Source organism: Micromonospora sp. CA-246542 (genome assembly GCF_050942905.1).
Lineage (GTDB): Bacteria > Actinomycetota > Actinomycetes > Mycobacteriales > Micromonosporaceae > Micromonospora.
Genome location: NZ_CP192040.1, coordinates 792,901 through 813,065 on the forward strand (window position 1 = coordinate 792,901; position 20,165 = coordinate 813,065).

The window sequence follows — 20,165 nt, forward strand, 5'->3', positions numbered from 1 at the left end:
TCTCCGGTGCGGCGGGCACCCGGTGTCTACCATCTCTTTCATGCGGGAAGCAGCCCGTTCCGGGCTCCGGCGGCGGGTGCGGAAACGGTCCCGCCGTGACCCCGGGCCGCTCGCGCGGGCCGTCGCCCGGGTGCTGGTGCGCACCGCCGACGGCGCGACCCGCCTCGTCACCGATCTGCTCGGTACCGGCCCGGCGGCCGGCCGGGAACGCATCTCCGAGGCCGAGCTGCGGGACCTCGTGGCGGTCAACACGGTGCTCGACCCGGACGAGCGGCGGATCATCGACGAGGTGCTGGTGGCCGGGGCGAGCCTCGTCCGCGAGGTGATGATGCCCCGCACCGAGGTGGTCTTCCTGCCGGCTCGGCTGACCATCGCCGAGGCCGCCCGGCTGGTACGGGCCGAGACGCACTCCCGTTACCCGGTCACCGACGGCACCCAGGACGACGTGGTCGGGTTCGTGCACCTGCGGGACGTACTGCTCCGTCCGGACGCCGACCCCTGCGCCACCGTGGGCGAGCTGACCCGCGAGGTCAAGCAGGTGCCGGGGAGCAAGCGGGTCCTGGCCGCGCTGACCGAGATGCGCCGGGAAGGGCACCACCTGGCGGTGGTGGTCGACGAGTACGGCGGAACCGCCGGCATCGTCACCCTGGAGGACCTGATCGAGGAACTCGTCGGAGAGATCCACGACGGGTACGGCAGGCCGCCCGACCCGAGCCACGCCGGCCTGCCGGCCGTGGTCGACGGCCGACTCAACCTCGCCGACTTCGCCGAGCGGACCGGTGTGGCGCTCCCCGCCGGTCCGTACGAGACCGTCGGCGGGTACGTGATGGCCGTCCTGGGCCGCCTGCCGCTGACCGGCGACGAGGTGCCGGTGCCCGGCGAGCCGCCCGACGGCGGCGCGCCCGATCCGGCGGCACCGGCCGACGGTTGGCTGCTGCGCGTACTGGCCCTGGACGGACGCCGGGTCGCCCGGCTCGCGGTGACGGCGGCCCGGATGCCGGAGCAACGGCGCGATCCCGCCGTCGGCCATCAGCGCGAGGCGGACCGGGGCGCGGGACCGCAGCGGGGCACCGCGCTCGGGCCGGGCGACCCACGGCCGGGGACGGGCGGGACACGCGAGGTCAGCGCCCCGACACCGGCTGGCCGGGGCCGACGCGCCGGCCCGTCATGACGGCTCCGCATGCTTGCTGACAGAATTATCGTCATGCCCGACGTTCCCGAGCGACCCCGCGTCTTCTCCGGCATCCAGCCGACGGCCGACTCGTTCCACCTCGGCAACTACCTGGGAGCCGTGCGGCACTGGGTGGCCCTGCAGGACACCCACGACGCGTTCTACTGCGTGGTGGACCTGCACGCGATCACCGCCGGTCATGATCCGGCGGTGCTGCGCCAGCGGACCAGGGTGGCGGCCGCCCAGCTCTTCGCGGTCGGTATCGATCCGGACCGCAGCACCCTGTTCGTACAGTCGCAGGTGCCCGAGCACCCGCAGCTGGCCTGGGTGCTCGGCTGCATCACCGGTTTCGGCGAGGCCAGCCGGATGACCCAGTTCAAGGACAAGTCCCAGAAGCAGGGCAACGAGCGGGCCAGCGTCGGGCTGTTCACCTACCCGGTCCTGCAGGCCGCCGACATCCTGCTCTACCAGGCCAACGCGGTGCCGGTCGGCGAGGACCAGCGTCAGCACCTGGAACTCTCCCGCGACCTGGCCCAGCGGTTCAACTCGCTGTTCGGCGCGACGTTCACGATCCCCGCGCCGCACATCGTCAAGGACACCGCGAAGATCACCGACCTGCAGGACCCGACGGCCAAGATGTCCAAGTCGTCGTCCTCGCCGGCCGGCATCATCGACCTGCTGGAAGACCCGGCCCGCTCGGCGAAGAAGATCCGCTCCGCGGTGACCGACACCGGTCGGGAGATCGTCTTCGACGCCGAGACCAAGCCGGGCGTGTCCAACCTGTTGACCATCTACTCGGCACTCAGCGGGCGTGGCATCGACGACCTGGTGTCCGCGTTCGCCGGTCGCGGCTACGGCGACCTCAAGAAGGAGTTGGCCGATCAGGTGGCGGAGTTCGTCCGTCCCATCCAGGAGCGCACGCGCACGTACCTCGACGACCCCGCCCAACTGGACAAGCTGCTCGCCGCCGGCGCGGAGAAGGCCCGGTCCGTGGCCGGCCAGACGCTGCGGTCCGCGTACGAGCGGGTCGGTTTCTTCCCGCCGGTGCGCGGCGAATAGCGCTGCGGGGACGGGTGGGCGAGTCGGTGGCCGACGTGGCGGCACGGAGCGTGGATCGCAGTGGCGGGGTGCCACCGTCGGGCGACACCGTGCAGATCGGCATCGCGGTGGACATCCCGGAGCCGTGGGGGGCGCAGCTCACCCGGCGGCGGGTCGAGGCGGGTGATCCCCTCGCGGTGCCCGCGCACGTGACGCTGCTCGGTCCGACCGAGATCCCGACCGACGTGCTGCCGGGCATCGAGCGGCACCTCGCCGCGGTGGCCGCCGCGCACCTGCCGTTCACGCTGCACCTGCGGGGGACCGGCACGTTCCGGCCGGTGACCCAGGTGGTGTTCGTCGCGGTGGCCGCCGGCATCAGCGAATGCGAGTTGCTGGCCGCGGCCATCGCGGCCGCGCCGGGCCTGCACCGCCAGACCCGCTTCCCGTACCATCCGCACGTCACCGTCGCGCATGACGTCGCTCCGGAGGCGTTGGACAAGGTGTACGAGGATCTGGCCGACTTCTCCGCGATGTTCGAGGTCGACGCGTTCACCCTGTTCTCGCACAGTGGGCCGGCCCGGTGGCAGCCCCGCCGGGACTTCCGCCTCGGCGACTGACGTTCGGCGGCGCGCCGGCTGGCGAGCGGTCTTGTACTGGTTGCCGGGACGGCGGCGGGAGATCGGCGAGGATGATCGCGTGAACGTGATCGGCCGGATCGAGGCGGGCATCGACCGCTTGGTGGGTGCCGCGCGGGCCCGGTCGGGCCTGTTCGACCACGTGTGGCGTGCCGGGACGCTCTACGCCGACGTGTTGGCAGGAAGGCTCGCCGCGGCGATCGCCTACTACGGCTTCTTCGCCGTCTTCGCTCTCGCCCTGGTCGCGTACTCCGTCTTCGGCGCGATCCTGGAGGACAACGACGAGGTCAGCGAGGCGGCGTCCGGGTTTCTGAAGGAGAACCTGCCGTTCCTGGACGCGCAGCAGATCGCGAACTCCAGCGGCACGGTCGGTGTGGTCGGCCTGGTCATCCTCGTGTTCACCGGCATCGGCTGGGTGGAGGCGATCCGCTCCTCGCAGCGGCTGATGTACGCGCTCAACCAGCAGCCCGGCAACCTCGTGGTCCGGCGGCTGGTCGACCTCGGGGTGATGATCGGCGTCTTCGTGCTGCTCGGCCTCTCGGTGGCGGCGGTGGACGCGTTGGAATCGCTGCTGCGCTTCCTGCTGCGCAGCACCGGGTCGGTCGGCCTGACCACCGTCAGCGCCGTCCTCAGCGTGCTGGTCAACGCGGTGCTCGCCACCGCGCTGCTGCTCGCGGTGCCCCGGCTGCGGATGAGCCGGTCCCGGCTGCGTCCGGTGGTGCTCCTGGTCGCGGTCGGCATCACGCTGCTCAACACGCTCGGGCGGTACTACGTGGTGCGCACCGAGCGAAACCCGGCGTACACCGTGGTGGCCGGCGCGGTCGGTCTGCTGCTCTACCTCTACCTGCTGAACCAACTGGTGCTGTTCGGCGCGGCGCTGCTCGCGACCAGCCGGAGTGGGCGCGTGGTAGACCTGGCGGAGGGCGCTCCCGCGGTGGATGTCGACGAGGACACCGACCCCGGCGCTCCGGGCGGTGCGGGGTGAGGGTGGAGATGTCCGACGTGCTGATCACCGTCGACCAGGACTCGCCGGTGCCACCGTACGAGCAGATCCGTGTGCAGCTCGCCGAGCTGATCGGCGACGGCCGGTTGCCGGTGGGCAACCGCCTGCCCACCGTCCGGCAGCTCGCGGCCGACCTGCGACTGGCCGCGAACACGGTGGCGCGGGCCTACCGGGAGCTGGAGGCGGCCGGCCTGTTGCAGACCCGGGGACGCAACGGCACCTTCGTCGCGCCCGGGCGGGACGACGCCGTCGACCGGCTGCACCGGGTCGCCGTCGAGTACGCCGCCGAGGCGCGGCGGCTCGGCGTGTCCCCGGACCGTGCGGTCGCTCTCGTGCGGGCCGCCCTGGACGCCACCCGACACGACTGAGCCGACCGGTCTCTCATCGGCCGCCGGATGGGCGGTAACTGAACAGAACGCCACCGGCGCTCACGTTCGCGGACCATGATGAGCCCGTGGGCGCACTCATGACACTGGACCTGCCGGCCGACTCGCCGATGCTCGGACTGCCGTGGATCATCACCTTCGGGCCGCTCGGTGACCTGGACGAGTGGGAGCCGGTGGTCTGCGGGCCGTACGAACGGCCGCACGCGTTGGCGTTGGCCGAGGCGGTGGTGGCCGAGGAGCAGTTGATGGCAGTGGTGGAACCGCTGCTGCCGGCGCTGTCGGCCGACGAGATCCGCAGCGAGATCGCCGCCGCGCAGGTGGCCGCCGAGGACGAGGCCCGGCAGGTCGAGGGGGCCGACCTGTACGGGGACTTCGAGGACGTGATCGACGAGGAGTTGGACGCGGCAGCCGACGAGGCGGGTCACGGCGAGCCCGCCGAGCCGCCGGACGAGGCCGAGGTGCGCGCCGGCTTCACCCGGATCGCGGCGCTGCTCACCGCGAAGTGACCCGACCGTCGGTCGGGGGCCCGGGGCCGGAGCGCACCACGGGCGTCACACGAACACCGGCGCCGCGCGGAATCCGTTCCGCGTGGCGCCGGTGCACCTCACCCCCCACCACAAGGGGCCGGCAAGCCCAGTCGCCCGTTGGCGCGGGGCACGACGGACGACCAGGTCGAGATTGGCTTACCCGCTCAGCGCCGTTCGAACCAGGCGGCCGCGTCGACGGGCAGCAGTTGGTCGGTGAGCGGCGCGCTCGCCACGACGGGGGGGCCGTACCCGTCGACCGCCACGGGCGCCGCGCTGAGGTTGACGACGCAGGTCAGCACGGTGTCACCCGCGCTGCGGGAGAACGCCAACACGCCCGGCTCGGTCTGTGACCAGGTGACCTCGCCGGCGTCCGCGGCCAGCGCCGGATGCTCGCGGCGGATGCGCAGGGCCGCCCGGTACAGCTCCAGCGTCGAGCCCGGGGTGCCGGCCTGCGTGTCGACCGACAGGGCGCGCCAGGTCGCCGGGGCGGGCAGCCAGCTCAGCTCGCTGCCGGCCGGGCCGAAGCCGTACGGCGCCAGCTCCCCGCTCCACGGAATCGGTACCCGGCAGCCGTCGCGGCTCTCCCCGGTACGCAGGAACGCCGGATCCTGTCGTAGTTCGTCGGGGAGGTCGAGAACCTCGGGCAGGCCCAACTCCTCACCCTGGTAGAGGTAGGCGGAGCCGGGGAGCGCGAGCATCAACAGGCTGGCGGCGCGTGCCCGGCGCAGTCCGTCGGGGCCGTCACCGTAGCGGGTGACGTGTCGCTGCTTGTCGTGGTTGGACAGCACCCAGGTGGTGGGCGCGCCGACCACCGTCGCTTCGGCGAGCGCGGTGTCGATCACCTTGCGGAACGAGTCGGCCGACCAGGTGGCGTCGAGGAAGTCGAAGCTGAACGCCTGGTGCAGCTCGTCCGGGCCGATGTAGCGGGCCAGTCGCTGCGGCGTCTCGGCCCACGCCTCGGCCACCGCCATCCGACCGCCCGGGTAGCTGTCCAGGATGGGCCGCCACGCACGGTAGATCTCGTGCACCTCGTCCTGGTCGAAGTACGGCAGCCGCGCCCTGCCGAGCAGGTCGACCTGGCGCTGCCCGGTGGTCGCCGTGCTGAAGCCGACGTCCGGCAGCCCTTCGGCCTTGATCATGCCGTGGGCCACGTCGACGCGGAAGCCGTCCACGCCGCGGTCCAGCCAGAACCGCAGCACGTCCTCGAACTCCGCGCGAACCTCCGGGTGCCGCCAGTTCAGGTCCGGCTGGGCCGGGTCGAACAGGTGCAGGTACCACTGGCCGTCGGCGACCCGGGTCCAGGCGGGGCCGCCGAAGATGCTCTCCCAGTCGTTGGGGGGCAGTTCACCGTGCGCGCCCTTGCCGTCGGCGAAGAGGTAGCGGGCCCGCTCGGGCGACCCCGGACCGGCGGCGAGTGCGTCCACGAACCAGCGGTGCGCGCTGGACGTGTGGTTGGGCACCAGGTCGACGATGATCCGCAGGCCGAGGGCGTGCGCGTCGGTGATCATCGCGTCGAAGTCGGTGAGCGTGCCGAACATCTCATCGACGTCCCGGTAGTCGGCGACGTCGTACCCGCCGTCGACCATGGGGGAGGTGTAGAAGGGGGTCAGCCAGAGCGCGTCCACCCCGAGGTCGCGCAGGTACGGCAGGCGCTCGCGGATGCCCTCCAGGTCGCCGACGCCGTCACCGTTGCTGTCGGCGAAGCTGCGCACGTAGACCTGGTAGACGACCGCGGAGCGCCACCAGTCGTCGTCGGCACGGGGCAGGGTGGTGGTGCTGACGGTCATTGGTGATGTTTCCCCGTCTGTCTCAGGCTCGGGCGCGGCTGTGTGAGCAATATGCCGCCCGCCTTTGCAAGAGTCAAGCAGATCTTGCGTAAGGAAAACGCACGGCGGCCGGGGCCACTGCGGTGGAGCCGCGGACGACCAGTTCGGGTCGGAACAGGTACTCGGAGTGCGGGGCGCCGTGCCCGTTGATCTCGTCCACCAGGGCCCGGACCGCGGCCACCGCCATCGCGGTCACCGGTTGCCGCACGGTGGTCAGCGGCGGGTCGGTGAAGGCCATCAGCGGCGAGTCGTCGTAGCCGACCACCGAGAGGTCGCCCGGAACGGACAGGCCGCGTTGCCGGGCCGCCCGCACCGCGCCGAGCGCCATGAGGTCGGAGCCGCAGACCAGTCCGGTGACGCCACGGTCGAGCAGCCGGCCGGCCGCCGCCTCGCCACCCTCCACACCGAACAGCGTCAGCTCGGCCAGGGGCGAGATCGGCCTCGGCCACGCCGGCCAGCCGGGTCATCGCCGCCCGCCAGCCGGCCACCCTGCGCCGCACCGGCACGAACCGGTCCGGGCCGGTGATCAGGCCGATCCGCCGGTGCCCGAGGGCGACGAGGTGGGCCACCGCCAAGTCGGCGGCCTCCCGGTCGTCGCAGGAGACGAAGGGCGCCGCGACGTCGGGGACGTACCCATTGATCATCACGACCGGCAGCGGCCGGGCGATCAGCGCCCGGTAGCGGTCGTGGTTGGCGGCGGTGTCGGCGTGCCGGCCGGAGACGAAGACGATTCCGGAGACCTGCCGGTCCAGCAGCATCTCCACGTATTCGTCCTCGGTCACGCCGCCGGCGGTCTGGGTGCAGAGCACCGGGGTGAACCCACTCTGCGCCAGTGTCGACTCGATGACCTGCGCGAACGCCGGGAAGATCGGGTTGTCCAGCTCCGGCACCACCAGACCGACCAGGCCGGCGCTGCGCTTGCGCAGCCGCGCCGGTCGCTCGTAGCCGAGTACGTCGAGGGCGGTGAGAACGGCCTGTCGGGTCTCCGGTGCCACGCCGGGGCGGTCGTTGAGCACCCGCGACACCGTGGCCTCGCTGACTTCGGCCTGTTGGGCGATGTCGGACAGTCGAGCGCGCATGGCGGCACTTTAGCCCACCGGCAAGTTCTTGCGGGGCTCTCTGCAAACCCTTCCATTGTCTGCAACGTCTTGCTAACGTCCCCGCAACATACGAGGGCGGCAGCGCAATATCGCTGCGCCGATCAGCAAGAAATTCCAGCTTTCCACTGGCGGTCCGTCCTTCCCCCGGCCGACCGCCATGACGACAGGAGTACCGATGCGCATCCGTACCGCGGGTGTGGTTGCCGTTCTCGGCCTGGCGCTCGCCGCCTCCGGCTGCGGTGGCGACAGCGACGAGCCGGCCACGAAGGAGACCCCCACGGCAGCCGGCGGCAAACTGGTGATCTGGGCCGACGACAAGCGGACCGCAGCGCTCAAGCCGTTCGCCGAGAAGTTCGGTCAGGAGAGCGGCGTCACCGTCGAGGTGCAGGCCGTCCCGAACGAGGACCTCCAGAACAACTTCGTGACCGTGTCGAGCCAGGGCGGCGGCCCGGACGTGGTGATCGGCGCGCACGACTGGATCGGCAACCTGGTCCAGAACGGCGCGATCGACCCGGTGCAGCTGCCCGACGAGCAGAAGGCCGCCTTCAGCGAGAGCGCCGTCAAGGCCGTCACGTTCAACGGCCAGCTCTACGGCGTGCCCTACGCCCAGGAGAACCTGGCGCTGATCCGCAACACCGACCTGGCCCCCGAGGCCCCGAAGACGATCGAGGACCTGGTCGCCACCGGCAAGCAGCTCAAGGCGCAGAAGAAGGTCACCGAGACGCTCTGCCTCCAGGTCGGACAGAAGGGCGACGCGTACCACATCTACCCGCTGTACGCCTCGGCCGGCGGATACCTCTTCGGCACCACCGCGAACGGGGACTACGACCCGAAGGACCTCGGCGTCGGCAAGCCGGAGTCGATCGCCGCGTTCAAGAAGATCGCCGCGCTCGGCGAGAAGGGCGAGGGCGTGTTGAAGCGCTCCATCGCCGACACCAACGCGACTGCCACCTTCACCGGCAAGAAGTGCGCCTTCCTGGTCTCCGGGCCGTGGGCCACCGCCGACGTGAAGAAGGCCGGCATCGCGTACGACATCTCCGCCGTACCCGGCTTCGCCGGCGGCAAGGCGGCCGCTCCGTTCATCGGCGTCCAGTCCTTCTACGTGGCCGCCAAGGGCAAGAACAAGGCTCTCGCCCAGGAGTTCGTCGTCAACCACGTCGCCAAGCCGGAACTGGCGGTGGCGCTCTATCAGGCCGACCCGCGCCCGCCGGCGCTGACCGCCGCGCTGGACCAGGTCAAGGGCAGCGACCCGGACCTGGCCAAGTTCATCGAGGCCGGCAGGAACGGCCAGGTGCTCCCGGCCATCCCGGCCATGGCCGCGATCTGGGACCCGTTCGGCAAGGCGGAGGCCGCCGTCATCGGCGGCGCCGACCCCACCAGCACGGTCACCGCGGCCGGCCGGACGATCGCCGGTTCGATCAAGTAATGAGTACGCCGTCGTCCGGCCCGGGGACTGCCCAGCAGGCTCCGGGCCGGGGACCCGTGGGCACCGGGTCCCCGCGCACGTCCCGTACCGCGCGGAACCACGCGCCGATCACCGCAGCCGGCCTCGCCGCGAAGGTGATCCTGCTCGGCCTGGTGGCCGGGATCGCGATCTGGGCGGCGTTCCCGCTCGTGCAGGCCGAACAGTGGATCGGGCTGGCGGTGCTGGCGCTGACCACCGCCGCGCTGTTCTACCTGTACGCGGGCCGCCGGCACGTCCCGGCGAAGTACCTCGTCCCGGGCACGCTCCTCCTGATCGCCTTCCAGATCGTGCCGGTCCTCTACACCGCGAGCACGGCCTTCACCAACTTCGGCGACGGCCACCGGGGCAGCAAGGAGGACGCGATCGTCGCGATCCAGAGCAGCTCGGTGCGACAGGTCGCGGGCTCCGCCCAGTACCCGATGTCCGTCGCCACGAAGGGCGCCCCCGCCACCGGCGCCCTGGTCTTCCTGGTCACCGACCCGGCGACCGGCACCGTCTCCGTCGGCGACAGCGGCGGCCTGCGTCCGCTCGACCCCGGCCGGGTCACCGTCGCCCCCGGCGGGAAGGTCACCGCCGCCGACGGCTACACCGTGCTGAACGTCGGTCAGGCCAGCGCCCGCAGCAGGGACATCACCGACCTGGTGGTGCCGACCGCCGGCGGCGCGCTGCGCTCGTCCGGCCTGTCCCGGGCGTACGAGGGCCGGGCCGTGCGGGCGTACGACGCGGGCTGCGACTGCGTCCGGGACAGCGACAGCGGCAAGGCCTGGACCGCGGACGGCGGGGCCGGCGCGTTCGTCGCCGCCGACGGCGAGCGGCTGGCCCAGGGCTGGAAGGTGACCGTCGGGCTGTCCAACTTCACCCGGATACTCACCGACGAGCGGATCTCCGGGCCGTTCCTCGGCACGCTGGTCTGGAACTTCGCCTTCGCGATCGGCTCCACCGGCGGCACGTTCGTCCTCGGTCTGCTGATCGCGCTCGCGCTGCACTCGCCCCGGATGCGGGGCACCAACCTCTACCGGATGTTGCTGATCCTGCCGTACGCCATGCCGTCGTTCGCGATGCTGCTGGTCTGGCGGGACATGTTCAACACCGACTTCGGGCTGATCAACAACCTGTTCGGGCTCGGCGTCGACTGGTTCGGTCAGGACTGGACGGCCCGCGCCGCGGTGATCCTGGTGCAGCTCTGGCTCGGCTACCCGTACATGTTCCTGGTGGCCACCGGCGCGCTCCAGGCCATCCCGCGAGAGTTGACCGAGGCCACCTCGGTCGACGGGGCCTCACCCTGGCAGTCCTTCCGCGCGGTCACCCTGCCGCTGCTGCTGGTCGCGCTCTCGCCGCTGCTGATCTCGTCGTTCGCGTTCAACTTCAACAACTTCAACGCGATCTACCTGACCACCGAGGGTGCGCCGTTCCCGGCGGACAACCCCAGCAACGGCGCCACCGATCTGTTGATCACCTACACGTATCGGCTGGCGTTCGGTGGGCAGGCGGCACAGTTCGGCTTCGCCGCGGCGATCTCGCTGTTCATCTTCGCCATCGTCGCCGTGGTGTCGGCGATCAGCTTCCGGCGGACCCGACAACAGGAGGAGGTGTACGCGTGACCACGCACATCAACCCGAGCCGCCCGGCAACTCCCGACCGCCGGGTCCGAAGACGGCGGAACCATTGGTTCGCCCAGGTCGGTTGGCGGCACCTGATCGGACTGCTCGGCGTGCTGTTCAGCCTCTTCCCGCTCGTGTTCGTCGTCTCGGCGGCGCTCAACCCGCTCGGCACCCTCTCGTCCACCGAGTTGGTGCCGACCGCCGGGGTGTCGTTCGAGAACTTCGGGGACCTGTTCGCGCGCACCGAGTTCGCCCACTGGTTCCTGAATTCGCTGCTCATCGCCGGCGGCGCCTCGTTCGCCTCGGTGTTCCTCTCGGCGCTCGCGGCGTACGCCTTCTCCCGGATGCGCTTTGCGGGTCGACGGGTGGGGCTGCTGTCGTTGCTGTTGATCCAGATGTTTCCGCAGTTCCTGGCGATCGTGGCGATCTTCCTGATCTTCGGCACGATCACCGACCTGTGGCCGGCCGTCGGCTTCAACACCCCGTGGGGCCTGCTGCTGCTCTACCTGGGTGGTGCGCTGGGCGTGAACACCTGGCTGATGAAGGGCTTCTTCGACACCCTGCCCCGGGAGCTGGACGAGTCCGCCACCGTGGACGGCGCGTCGCACGCGCAGGTCTTCTTCCGGATCATGCTGCCGTTGGTGGCGCCGATCCTCGCGGTGACCGGGCTGCTCGCCTTCATCAACACCATCAACGAGTTCCTGATGGCGAGCGTCTTCCTCACCGACACGGACGCCAAGACCCTCGCGGTCGGCATGCGGGGCATGTTGCAGGGCGCCGAGCGGAACACCAATTTCGGCATCTTCGCGGCCGGCACCCTGCTCACCGCGATCCCGACCGTGCTGGTCTTCCAGTTCCTCCAGCGCTTCATCGTCTCCGGCCTCACCTCCGGAGCGGTCAAAGGATGAGCCCCTCGACGCGCCGACCGCCCGACCCCACTACTACAAACTGTCGTTGATAGGGGAGGATGGGCGGCGTGGAAGCACTGCGACTCATCCTCCTCTATGTCCATCTGATCGGCTTCGCCCTGCTGCTCGGCGGTTCGATCGCCCAGTACGTCAGCGGGAAGCTGCGGATCAACCCCGCCATGCTCTGGGGCGCCGTGATCCAGTTGCTGACCGGCCTCGGGCTCTCCGCGCCCCTGCGCGGTGGCGGTGACGACGAGCCGAACCCGGCGAAACTTGTGACGAAGTTGGTGATCGCGCTGCTGATCTTCGTCATGGTCTTCTTCTCCCGTAAGCGGGACGTGGTCAACCGTGGCCACTTCCTCGCGATCGTCGGCCTGACCCTGGTGAACGCGGCGGTGGCGGTCTTTTGGCGGTAGCGTCCGAGGGGGGAACCGCACCCCGGAAACCGGACTTCGGCGACACCTGGGGGCTCGGCTAGCAGCACGAAGAGTGACGTGCCCCACGCAAGGGTTACACCCGGGTAACAGGCACTCAACAGTCGTGCACGATTGTCGGCCGGTGGGTGGGCGCGGGCGTACGCTCCCGTCCGTAACGTGGGACAGCCGGCGGCACACCCGCAGGTCGGCTGATGGGCTGCCACCGCACTAGGCGCGGTGTGCAATGGGAAGGAGACGTCTTGCGCTCGGTGCGTGGGATGCGGATCGCCTCGATCCTCGCGGCAGGTGGGCTCGTGCTCAGCGCCGCCGCGTGTGGCGAGGCCCCGGATGATGACAACAACGCCGGCAGTGGCGCCAAGAAGTTCAGCGCCTGCATGGTGACCGACGTCGGCGGCATCGACGACAAGTCGTTCAACACCTCGGCCTGGAAGGGCCTCCAGGAGGCCAAGGCCGCCAACGACAACATCGACATCAAGTACGTCGCGTCGAAGGCCGAGGCCGACTACGAGCCCAACCTGACGCAGTACGTCAACCAGAAGTGCGACTTCATCCTGGCGGTCGGTGGCCTGATGGCCAACGCCACCTCCAAGATCGCCAAGGCGAACCCGAACCAGGTGTTCGGCATCGTCGACGCCAACCCGGGTGACGCCAACGTCTATCCGATGCAGTTCGACACCGCCCAGGCCGCGTTCCAGGCCGGCTACCTGGCCGCCGGGATGAGCAAGTCCGGCAAGGTGGGCACCTACGGTGGTCTGCCGATCCCGCCGGTGACGATCTTCATGGACGGCTTCGTCGACGGCGTGGCGTACTACAACACCACCAAGAAGAAGAACGTCCAGGCGCTCGGCTGGAACAAGGAGACCCAGAAGGGCTCCTTCACCAACGACTTCGCCAAGCAGGACGAGGGCAAGAAGGTCTCCGACGCGCTGGTCGCCCAGGGCGCGGACATCATCATGCCGGTCGCCGGCGGCTCCGGCCTCGGCACCACCGCAGCGGCCAAGGCCTCGGGCGGCAAGTACAACACCATCTGGGTGGACGTCGACGGCTGCGAGAGCACCCCGGACTGCGGCGCGATCATCACCACCGTGGTGAAGAACATCCCGGAGGCCGTCAAGGAGGCCGTGGTCAAGGCCGCCGGTGGCGAGAAGCTGCAGGCCAACCCCGGCTTCGTCGGCACCCTGGCCAACACCGGTGTCTCGATCGCCCCGTACCACGACTTCGACGGCAAGGTTCCGGCCGAGCTGAAGTCCGAGGTCGACAAGATCAAGGCGGACATCGCCGCCGGCACCATCACCGTCACCTCGAAGGCCCAGCCGACCAAGTGACGTCCGGCGGACCTCTCCGGTGAGATCATCGGGGGGTCTGCGGGGCACAGGTACGACCGATCGGCCGCTTCGGCCCCGCGGGTGACCGTGGGGGTCGGGGCGGCCGATCGCGCACCGCGTCGGCCAGGCCGCTCCGGTCCGCTCGACGGCAGCTAGGCTGCACCATCGCTCGCACTCCAGGAGGTTGCGCTGAGACTCGAACTGCGCGGCATCACCAAGCGGTTCGGTGATCTGGTCGCCAACGACCACATCGACCTGACGGTGGAGCCTGGAGAGATCCACGCCCTGCTCGGCGAGAACGGCGCGGGCAAGTCGACCCTGATGAACGTGCTCTACGGGCTCTACCAGCCCGACGAGGGCGAGATCCTGGTCGACGGCACGCCGCTGCGGCTGAAGGGCCCGTCCGATGCCATCGCGGCCGGGATCGGCATGGTGCACCAGCACTTCATGCTGGTGCCGGTCTTCACCGTGGCCGAGAACATCATGCTCGGCGCCGAGCAGACCCGGGGCGGCATCGCCGGCTTCCTGGACCGGCGGCGGGCCCGGCGCGAGGTCACCGAGGTGTCCGAGCGCTACAACCTGCGGGTCGACCCGGATGCGGTGATCGAGGACCTGCCGGTCGGCATCCAGCAGCGTGTGGAGATCGTCAAGGCCCTCACCCGCGACGTCGACCTGCTCATCCTGGACGAGCCGACCGCGGTGCTCACCCCGCAGGAGACCGACGAGCTGTTGACGGTCATGCGGTCGCTCAAGGCGGCCGGTAAGTCGATCGTCTTCATCACCCACAAGCTGGGCGAGGTCAAGGCGATCGCCGACCGGATCACGGTGATCCGACGCGGGAAGACGGTCGGCACGGCCTCGCCGGAGACCAGCCGCGACGAGCTGGCCGCGCTGATGGTGGGCCGCAGCGTGCGCCTCACGGTCGACAAGTCGCCGGCCACGCCGGGCGAGCCGGTGCTGGAGGTGGCCGGGCTGGTCGTCGACGACGACCGGCAGATCCGGGCGGTCGACGGCGTGGACCTGACCGTACGGGCGGGTGAGGTGCTCGGCGTGGCGGGCGTGCAGGGCAACGGCCAGACGGAGCTGATCGAGGCGATCATGGGTCTGCGCCCGGTGCTCGCCGGCACGGTCAGCCTGGGCGGTGACCGGATCGACGGCTGGACGCCCAAGCGGGTGCTCCGGGCCGGCGTCGGCTACGTGCCCGAGGACCGCAGCGTGGACGGCCTGGTCAAGGAGTTCAGCGTCGCCGAGAACCTGGTGCTGGACATCTACGACCGGCCACCCTTCGGTAGCGGGCTCGCCCTGAAGCCGGACGCCATCGCCACCTCAGCGAAGGAGCGGATCGAGCAGTTCGACGTCCGCACCTCATCGGCGGACGCGGCGGTGGGCACCCTCTCCGGTGGCAACCAGCAGAAGGTGATCGTGGCGCGGGAGCTGTCCCGGCCGCTGAAGCTCTTCATCGCCGCCCAACCCACCCGTGGCGTGGACGTCGGGTCGATCGAGTTCATCCACAGCCAGATCATCCACGAGCGGGACATCGGCACCGCCGTGATGGTGGTGTCCAGCGAGCTGGACGAGGTGGTCGGGCTGGCCGACCGGATCGCGGTGATGTACCGCGGACGGATCATCGGCATCGTCGGCCCGGACACCCCGCGTGAGGAGATCGGCCTGTTGATGGCCGGCATCCACCCGGACGCGGCGGGCGCGGGCGCGCCGGCCGAGCCCGACGCGACCACCGCCGGCACCGCAGCCCAGCCCGGCACGGCTACCTCTGGTGGCGCGGCCGACGGGGGTCCGGCGCGCGCCGACGGCCCCGCGAGCGAGGACGAGGCATGACCAACCCCAATCCGCAGTCGGGCTCTCCGGACAAGGAGCCGGCGAGCGAGGCGCAGGCGGCGCAGAACGCCCTCGGCAACACCGAGCGGGCCGGCACGACCACCACGGAGAAGACGCCGGAGCCGAAGCCGTCCCTGGGCCGGCTCTTCCTGGACAACCTCTGGGCGGCCAACACCTTCACGGTGACCCTGTTGTCGCTGGTGCTGGCGATCGTCGTCGGCGCGGTGCTGATGGTCGTCTCCGACCCGGACGTGCTGCACACCTACACCTACATCACCGCCCGACCCTCGGACGCGTTCAGTTCGAGCTGGACGCTGGTGAGCGAGGCGTACGCCAACCTGTTCAAGGGCTCGATCTTCGACCCCGAGGCGTTCTCCGGCTGGGTGAACGGCAGCAACGGCTGGCAGGCCGTGCTCGCGCCGATCTCCGAGACGCTGACGTACGCCGCTCCGCTGGTCTTCACCGGCCTGGCGGTGGCGCTGGCCTTCCGTGGCGGCCTGTTCAACATCGGCGCGCAGGGTCAGGCGACCGTCGGCGTCATCCTGGCCGCACTGGCCGGCTTCCTGCTGCCGCTGCCGCCCGGCCTGCACCTGCTGGTGGCGGTGCTCGCCGGCGCGTTGGGCGGGGCGATCTGGGGCTTCATCCCGGGCATCCTCAAGGCCCGCGCGGGCGCCCACGAGGTGATCAACACGATCATGCTCAACTACGTCGCCACGTACTTCCTGACCTGGCTCATCGTGCAGAACGGCGTGCAGGATCCGACCCGGACCGACGCGATCAGCAAGGCGGTGGACACCTCCGCGCAGCTGCCCCGTCTGCTCGGAGACAACCTGCGGGTGCACGCCGGCATCCTGCTCGCCGTGCTGGCCACCTGGGCGGTCGCCTGGCTGCTCAACCGGTCCACCCTCGGCTTCGAGTTGCGGGCGGTCGGCGCCAACCCGGACGCCGCGCGGACGGCCGGCATCAGCGTGACCCGGACGTACATCCTGATCATGGTTTTCTCCGGGATCCTGGCCGGTCTCGGCGGCTCGAACATGGTGCTCGGCTCCACCGCCAGCGCGTTGACGCCGCTGGTGGTGGCGCAGATCGGCTTCGACGGCATCCTGGTGGCGCTGCTGGGCCGGGTGAAGCCGTGGGGAGTGCTGCTCGCCGCGCTGCTGTTCGGTGCGCTCCAGGCCGGCGGTAACCGGATGCAGTCGTACTCCGGCATCTCGCTGGAGCTGGTGACCGTGCTCCAGGCGCTGATCGTCATCTTCATCGCCGCACCCGCCCTGGTGAAGGCGATCTTCCAGCTCCGGGCCGCACGGGCCGCCCGGTTGCAGACGAGCCTGGCGAAGGGCTGGTAACGCATGTCCACCATGGCTGTCCCCGACGTCGCGGTCGGCGTCGACGAGGGCTTCTGGACCCGGACCCGCAAGGTCGGCCTCACGCTGACGGCGCTCGGCCTGCTGGCGGCGGTGCTGTTCGGGGCGCTCGCCACCGACCAGCAGGCCCGGTTCACGCTCAGCGACGACGCGGCCGGCGCCGCCTTGGAGATCAACGGCACGATCGGCGCGATCCTGTTCGGGATCATCACGATCGCCGCCGGCGCGGCCCTGCTCGCCGGGGTGCCGAAGCGCTGGTTCCTGCCGGTGCTCGGCGTCGGGCTGGTCGCCTTCGTGCTCTCCTTCCTCTGCTGGCAGGTCTCCGCCGCGCCGACCGGGCAGAACTTCATGCCGCTGGTCAACATCATCCGGGGCACGTTCATCCTGGCCCTGCCGCTGATCTTCGGCGCGCTCGCCGGTGTGCTCTGCGAGCGGTCCGGCGTGGTCAACGTGGCCATCGAGGGGCAGTTGCTGATGGGCGCGTTCAGCGGCGCCCTGTTCGGCAGCCTCTCCGGCAGCGTCTGGGTGGGCCTGGTCGCCGCCGCCATCGGTGGCGCGTTCATCTCGCTGCTGCTGGCCGTCTTCGCCATCCGCTACCTGGTGGACCAGGTCGTCATGGGCATCGTGCTGAACCTGCTCGCGGTCGGCGTCACCGGCTTCCTCTACGAGCGGCTGATGCAGACCGACGCGGAGAAGTACAACAGCGCGCCGCGCTTCAGTAACTGGGAGATCCCGCTGCTCAAGGACATCCCGGTGCTCGGTCCGGCGCTGTTCCGCGGCAACATCTTCCTCTACCTGGGCCTGCTGCTGGTGCTGGTGATCCACATCGGGCTGTTCCGCACCCGGTGGGGGCTGCGGACCCGGTCGGTGGGCGAGCACCCGATCGCCGCCGACACGCTGGGCGTCAAGGTGCTCCGGCTGCGTTACCGCAACGTGCTGCTGGCCGGTGTGGTCGCCGGTATCGGTGGTGCGTCGTACACGCTGGCGCTCTACTCGTTCACCAAGAACATGATCGGCGGCAAGGGCTTCATCGCGTTGGCCGCGCTCATCTTCGGTCGGTGGAACCCGACCGGGGCGCTGCTCGCCGCGCTCTTCTTCGGCTTCGCCGACCAGCTCGCCACCTACCTGAGCGCGATCAACAGTTCGATCCCCAGCCAGTTCCTGGCCATGCTGCCGTACCTGGCGACCATCCTGGCGGTCGCCGGCCTGGTCGGCCGGGTCCGGGCGCCCGCCGCCGACGGCAAGCCGTACATCAAGGGCTGACACCCACCCTCGTTCTGTTGATCAAGAGGTTTGCGTCAGGAACATCACCGATCCTGACGCAAACCTCTTGATCACCGCTGCGAGGGTTGGGGGTTTTTCCGGAGAATGGTGCTATGAGCGACATTGACTGGGCGCGCTTGCGCGCTGCCGCCGTTGAGGCGATGCGGCACGCGTACGCCCCGTACTCGACCTTTCCCGTCGGCGCGGCCGCGCTGGTCGACGACGGTCGTGTGGTGGTCGGATGCAACGTGGAGAACGCCGCGTACGGCGTGACGCTCTGCGCCGAGTGCGGAGTGGTGTCCAGCCTGCACGCCACCGGTGGCGGCCGGCTCGTCGCGCTCTCCTGCGTCGACGCCACCGGCGAGCCGCTGATGCCGTGCGGCCGGTGCCGGCAACTGCTCTGGGAGAACGGCGGCCCGGAGTGCCTCATCGAGACGAAGACCCGCCCGCTGCGGATGGCCGAGCTGCTTCCGCACGCCTTCGGCGTGGAGGACCTGGAGGCGGTCACCGGTGAGACGCCGGTGCCGGTCGTCCCGGAGCGACTGGCCGCCTGGCGCGGTCGCGGCACCGTCTTCGTGCACCCGGACATGTCCGCCGGGCAGCAGGTCTGGACGGCGTACTGGGAGCGGTCGGCCGGGGACGACGCGGGCGCCGAGACCGGTGTGCTGGAGGAGGCGCCGAGCTGGGATGATCCCGCCGAGGCGATCACCTGGGGAATGGCCCGGACGCCCCGGGTCGTCGTGGTGGACGAGACCGGCACGATCTTCTGGGCGGGTGAGGGGGAGCCGCCTGCGGAGATCCCGGTTCGGTGGTCTGCCTCTTGAGGTTGGGGGGCGGGGGCCGACCGTGCCCGGCTCCGGGCGGTCAGGCTTGATCCCTCCGCCGGGCACGGTCGGCCCCCGCCCCCGACCTGGTCATCGTGCGTGGGTCGGGATCTGCAATGGACTAGGAAGATCTTCTGATGAGTTTTGCTGCTGTTGATGTTATTCGGGTCAAGCGGGACGGGGGTGTGCTGTCGGACGCGCAGATCGACTGGGTGATGGACGCGTACACCCAGGGGGTCGTCGCCGACGAGCAGATGTCGGCGCTGGCCATGGCCATCCTTCTCAACGGCATGACCGGCCCGGAGATCGCCCGGTGGACCGCCGCGATGATCGCCAGCGGTGAACGGCTCGACCTCTCGGCCGTCCGGCGTCCCACCGTCGACAAGCACTCGACCGGCGGCGTCGGCGACAAGATCACCCTGCCGCTCACCCCGTTGGTGGCCGCCTGCGGCGCGGCCGTTCCGCAGCTCAGCGGGCGCGGTCTCGGGCACACCGGCGGCACGCTGGACAAGCTGGAGTCCATTCCGGGCTGGCGGGCCGCGCTGACCAACGACGAGTTCATCAGCCAGCTCGGCGAGGTCGGTGCGGTGATCTGCGCGGCGGGCGCGGGGCTGGCTCCCGCCGACCGCAAGCTGTACGCCTTGCGCGACGTGACCGGCACCGTCGAGGCGATCCCGTTGATCGCCAGCTCGATCATGAGCAAGAAGATCGCCGAGGGTACCGGCGCGCTGGTCCTCGACGTCAAGGTCGGCTCGGGCGCCTTCATGAAGTCCGTCGACCAGGCGCGTGAGCTGGCCCGCACCATGGTGGAGCTGGGTGGCGCGCACGGCGTCCGGACGGTCGCCCTGCTCACCGCCATGTCGACCCCGCTCGGCCTGGCCATCGGCAACGCCGTCGAGGTGACCGAGTCGGTCGAGGTGCTGGCCGGTGGCGGCCCCGCCGACGTGGTGGAGCTGACCCTCGCGCTGGCCCGGGAGATGCTCGACGCCGCCGGCCTGCCGGACGCCGACCCGGAGGCCGCCCTGCGCGACGGGCGGGCGATGGATTCCTGGCGGGCGATGATCCGGGCGCAGGGCGGCGACCCGGACGCGCCCATGCCGGCCGCCCGCGAGGTCGAGGTGGTCCGGGCCGACCGGGACGGATACGTCGCGGCCGTCGACGCGTACGCCATGGGGGTTGCGGCCTGGCGGCTCGGCGCGGGCCGGGCCCGTAAGGAGGACCCGGTCAGCGTGCCGGCCGGTGTGGTGTTGCACCGGCGGCCGGGCGACGCGGTGCGGGCCGGCGACCCTCTGTACGAGCTGCGCGCGGAGGATTCGACCCGAATTCCGGCGGCTCTGGCGGAGGCAAGTCGCGCGGTGCACATTGCGCCGACCGCGCCGAGCGCGGCACCGCTGGTCATCGAGCGGATCGGCTGATCGGACCGGGGTCGGGCCGGCGTGGTGCCAGTCACCTGGGA

17 protein-coding genes and 1 pseudogene are annotated in these 20,165 nt (G+C 70.6%); 16 read left to right on the forward strand and 2 right to left on the reverse strand.

The window, feature by feature from the left end:
- Positions 1 to 40 precede the first annotated feature (40 nt).
- From ACQP0N_RS03855 to ACQP0N_RS03880, 6 genes are all read left to right on the forward strand, one after another.
- Positions 41 to 1,171, forward strand: a complete 1,131-nt coding sequence (locus ACQP0N_RS03855; protein ID WP_433117606.1) for a hemolysin family protein — start codon at positions 41 to 43, stop codon at positions 1,169 to 1,171.
- Between the two features lie 33 nt (positions 1,172 to 1,204).
- The gene (gene trpS / locus ACQP0N_RS03860) at positions 1,205 to 2,230 is read left to right on the forward strand and encodes a tryptophan--tRNA ligase (protein WP_433117608.1); all 1,026 of its coding nucleotides are present in this window, start codon (positions 1,205 to 1,207) and stop codon (positions 2,228 to 2,230) included.
- Between the two features lie 26 nt (positions 2,231 to 2,256).
- Entirely contained in the window at positions 2,257 to 2,826 is a 570-nt protein-coding gene (locus ACQP0N_RS03865; RefSeq protein ID WP_433121404.1) for a 2'-5' RNA ligase family protein, read from the forward strand.
- Positions 2,827 to 2,905: 79 nt separating this feature from the next.
- Entirely contained in the window at positions 2,906 to 3,829 is a 924-nt protein-coding gene (locus tag ACQP0N_RS03870; RefSeq protein ID WP_433117610.1) for a YhjD/YihY/BrkB family envelope integrity protein, read from the forward strand.
- A gap of 8 nt (positions 3,830 to 3,837) precedes the next feature.
- Positions 3,838 to 4,215, forward strand: coding sequence for a GntR family transcriptional regulator (locus tag ACQP0N_RS03875; protein ID WP_355048954.1), 378 nt, complete (start codon positions 3,838 to 3,840; stop codon positions 4,213 to 4,215).
- A gap of 86 nt (positions 4,216 to 4,301) precedes the next feature.
- Complete coding sequence (locus tag ACQP0N_RS03880; protein ID WP_089017805.1) at positions 4,302 to 4,739, forward strand: hypothetical protein; 438 nt, start codon at positions 4,302 to 4,304, stop codon at positions 4,737 to 4,739.
- A 185-nt stretch (positions 4,740 to 4,924) separates the two neighbouring features.
- Here the strand turns inward: ACQP0N_RS03880 and ACQP0N_RS03885 are convergent, their stop codons facing one another.
- Both ACQP0N_RS03885 and ACQP0N_RS03890 read right to left on the reverse strand, forming a co-directional pair.
- Positions 4,925 to 6,547: a glycoside hydrolase family 13 protein gene (locus ACQP0N_RS03885; RefSeq protein WP_433117613.1), complete on the reverse strand. Its 1,623-nt coding sequence runs from the start codon at positions 6,545 to 6,547 to the stop codon at positions 4,925 to 4,927.
- 73 nt (positions 6,548 to 6,620) lie between these two features.
- Positions 6,621 to 7,665 (reverse strand): annotated as a pseudogene (locus tag ACQP0N_RS03890) (LacI family DNA-binding transcriptional regulator).
- A 196-nt stretch (positions 7,666 to 7,861) separates the two neighbouring features.
- On the opposite strand from ACQP0N_RS03890, the gene ACQP0N_RS03895 reads away from it, so the two are divergent.
- The 10 genes from ACQP0N_RS03895 to ACQP0N_RS03940 all read left to right on the forward strand — a co-directional run bounded on the left by ACQP0N_RS03895 (position 7,862) and on the right by ACQP0N_RS03940 (position 20,124).
- Positions 7,862 to 9,112 (forward strand): sugar ABC transporter substrate-binding protein, encoded by a 1,251-nt coding sequence (locus tag ACQP0N_RS03895; RefSeq protein WP_433117615.1) that lies wholly within the window; start codon positions 7,862 to 7,864, stop codon positions 9,110 to 9,112.
- Positions 9,112 to 10,752 carry an ABC transporter permease subunit gene (locus tag ACQP0N_RS03900; protein WP_433117617.1) on the forward strand — a complete coding sequence of 547 codons (1,641 nt, stop codon included), beginning with the start codon at positions 9,112 to 9,114 and terminating at the stop codon, positions 10,750 to 10,752. Before ACQP0N_RS03895 ends, ACQP0N_RS03900 begins: the two co-directional genes overlap by 1 nt.
- Before the next feature lie 8 nt (positions 10,753 to 10,760).
- Positions 10,761 to 11,660, forward strand: coding sequence for a sugar ABC transporter permease (locus tag ACQP0N_RS03905; RefSeq protein ID WP_433121406.1), 900 nt, complete (start codon positions 10,761 to 10,763; stop codon positions 11,658 to 11,660).
- Positions 11,661 to 11,728: 68 nt separating this feature from the next.
- A complete protein-coding gene (locus ACQP0N_RS03910; RefSeq protein ID WP_355048948.1) occupies positions 11,729 to 12,076 on the forward strand; it encodes a hypothetical protein in 348 nt (115 codons plus the stop codon).
- Between the two features lie 278 nt (positions 12,077 to 12,354).
- Positions 12,355 to 13,422 carry a BMP family lipoprotein gene (locus ACQP0N_RS03915; RefSeq protein ID WP_433121408.1) on the forward strand — a complete coding sequence of 356 codons (1,068 nt, stop codon included), beginning with the start codon at positions 12,355 to 12,357 and terminating at the stop codon, positions 13,420 to 13,422.
- Positions 13,423 to 13,683: 261 nt separating this feature from the next.
- Positions 13,684 to 15,258: an ABC transporter ATP-binding protein gene (locus ACQP0N_RS03920; RefSeq protein ID WP_433117619.1), complete on the forward strand. Its 1,575-nt coding sequence runs from the start codon at positions 13,684 to 13,686 to the stop codon at positions 15,256 to 15,258.
- Positions 15,255 to 16,604 carry an ABC transporter permease gene (locus ACQP0N_RS03925; protein WP_357124626.1) on the forward strand — a complete coding sequence of 450 codons (1,350 nt, stop codon included), beginning with the start codon at positions 15,255 to 15,257 and terminating at the stop codon, positions 16,602 to 16,604. The genes ACQP0N_RS03920 and ACQP0N_RS03925 overlap by 4 nt, the downstream gene beginning before the upstream one ends.
- Before the next feature lie 3 nt (positions 16,605 to 16,607).
- Entirely contained in the window at positions 16,608 to 17,885 is a 1,278-nt protein-coding gene (locus ACQP0N_RS03930; RefSeq protein ID WP_433117622.1) for an ABC transporter permease, read from the forward strand.
- 113 nt (positions 17,886 to 17,998) lie between these two features.
- Positions 17,999 to 18,709 (forward strand): cytidine deaminase, encoded by a 711-nt coding sequence (locus tag ACQP0N_RS03935; protein WP_433117624.1) that lies wholly within the window; start codon positions 17,999 to 18,001, stop codon positions 18,707 to 18,709.
- 134 nt (positions 18,710 to 18,843) lie between these two features.
- A complete protein-coding gene (locus tag ACQP0N_RS03940) occupies positions 18,844 to 20,124 on the forward strand; it encodes a thymidine phosphorylase (RefSeq protein WP_433121410.1) in 1,281 nt (426 codons plus the stop codon).
- Positions 20,125 to 20,165: the final 41 nt, after the last annotated feature.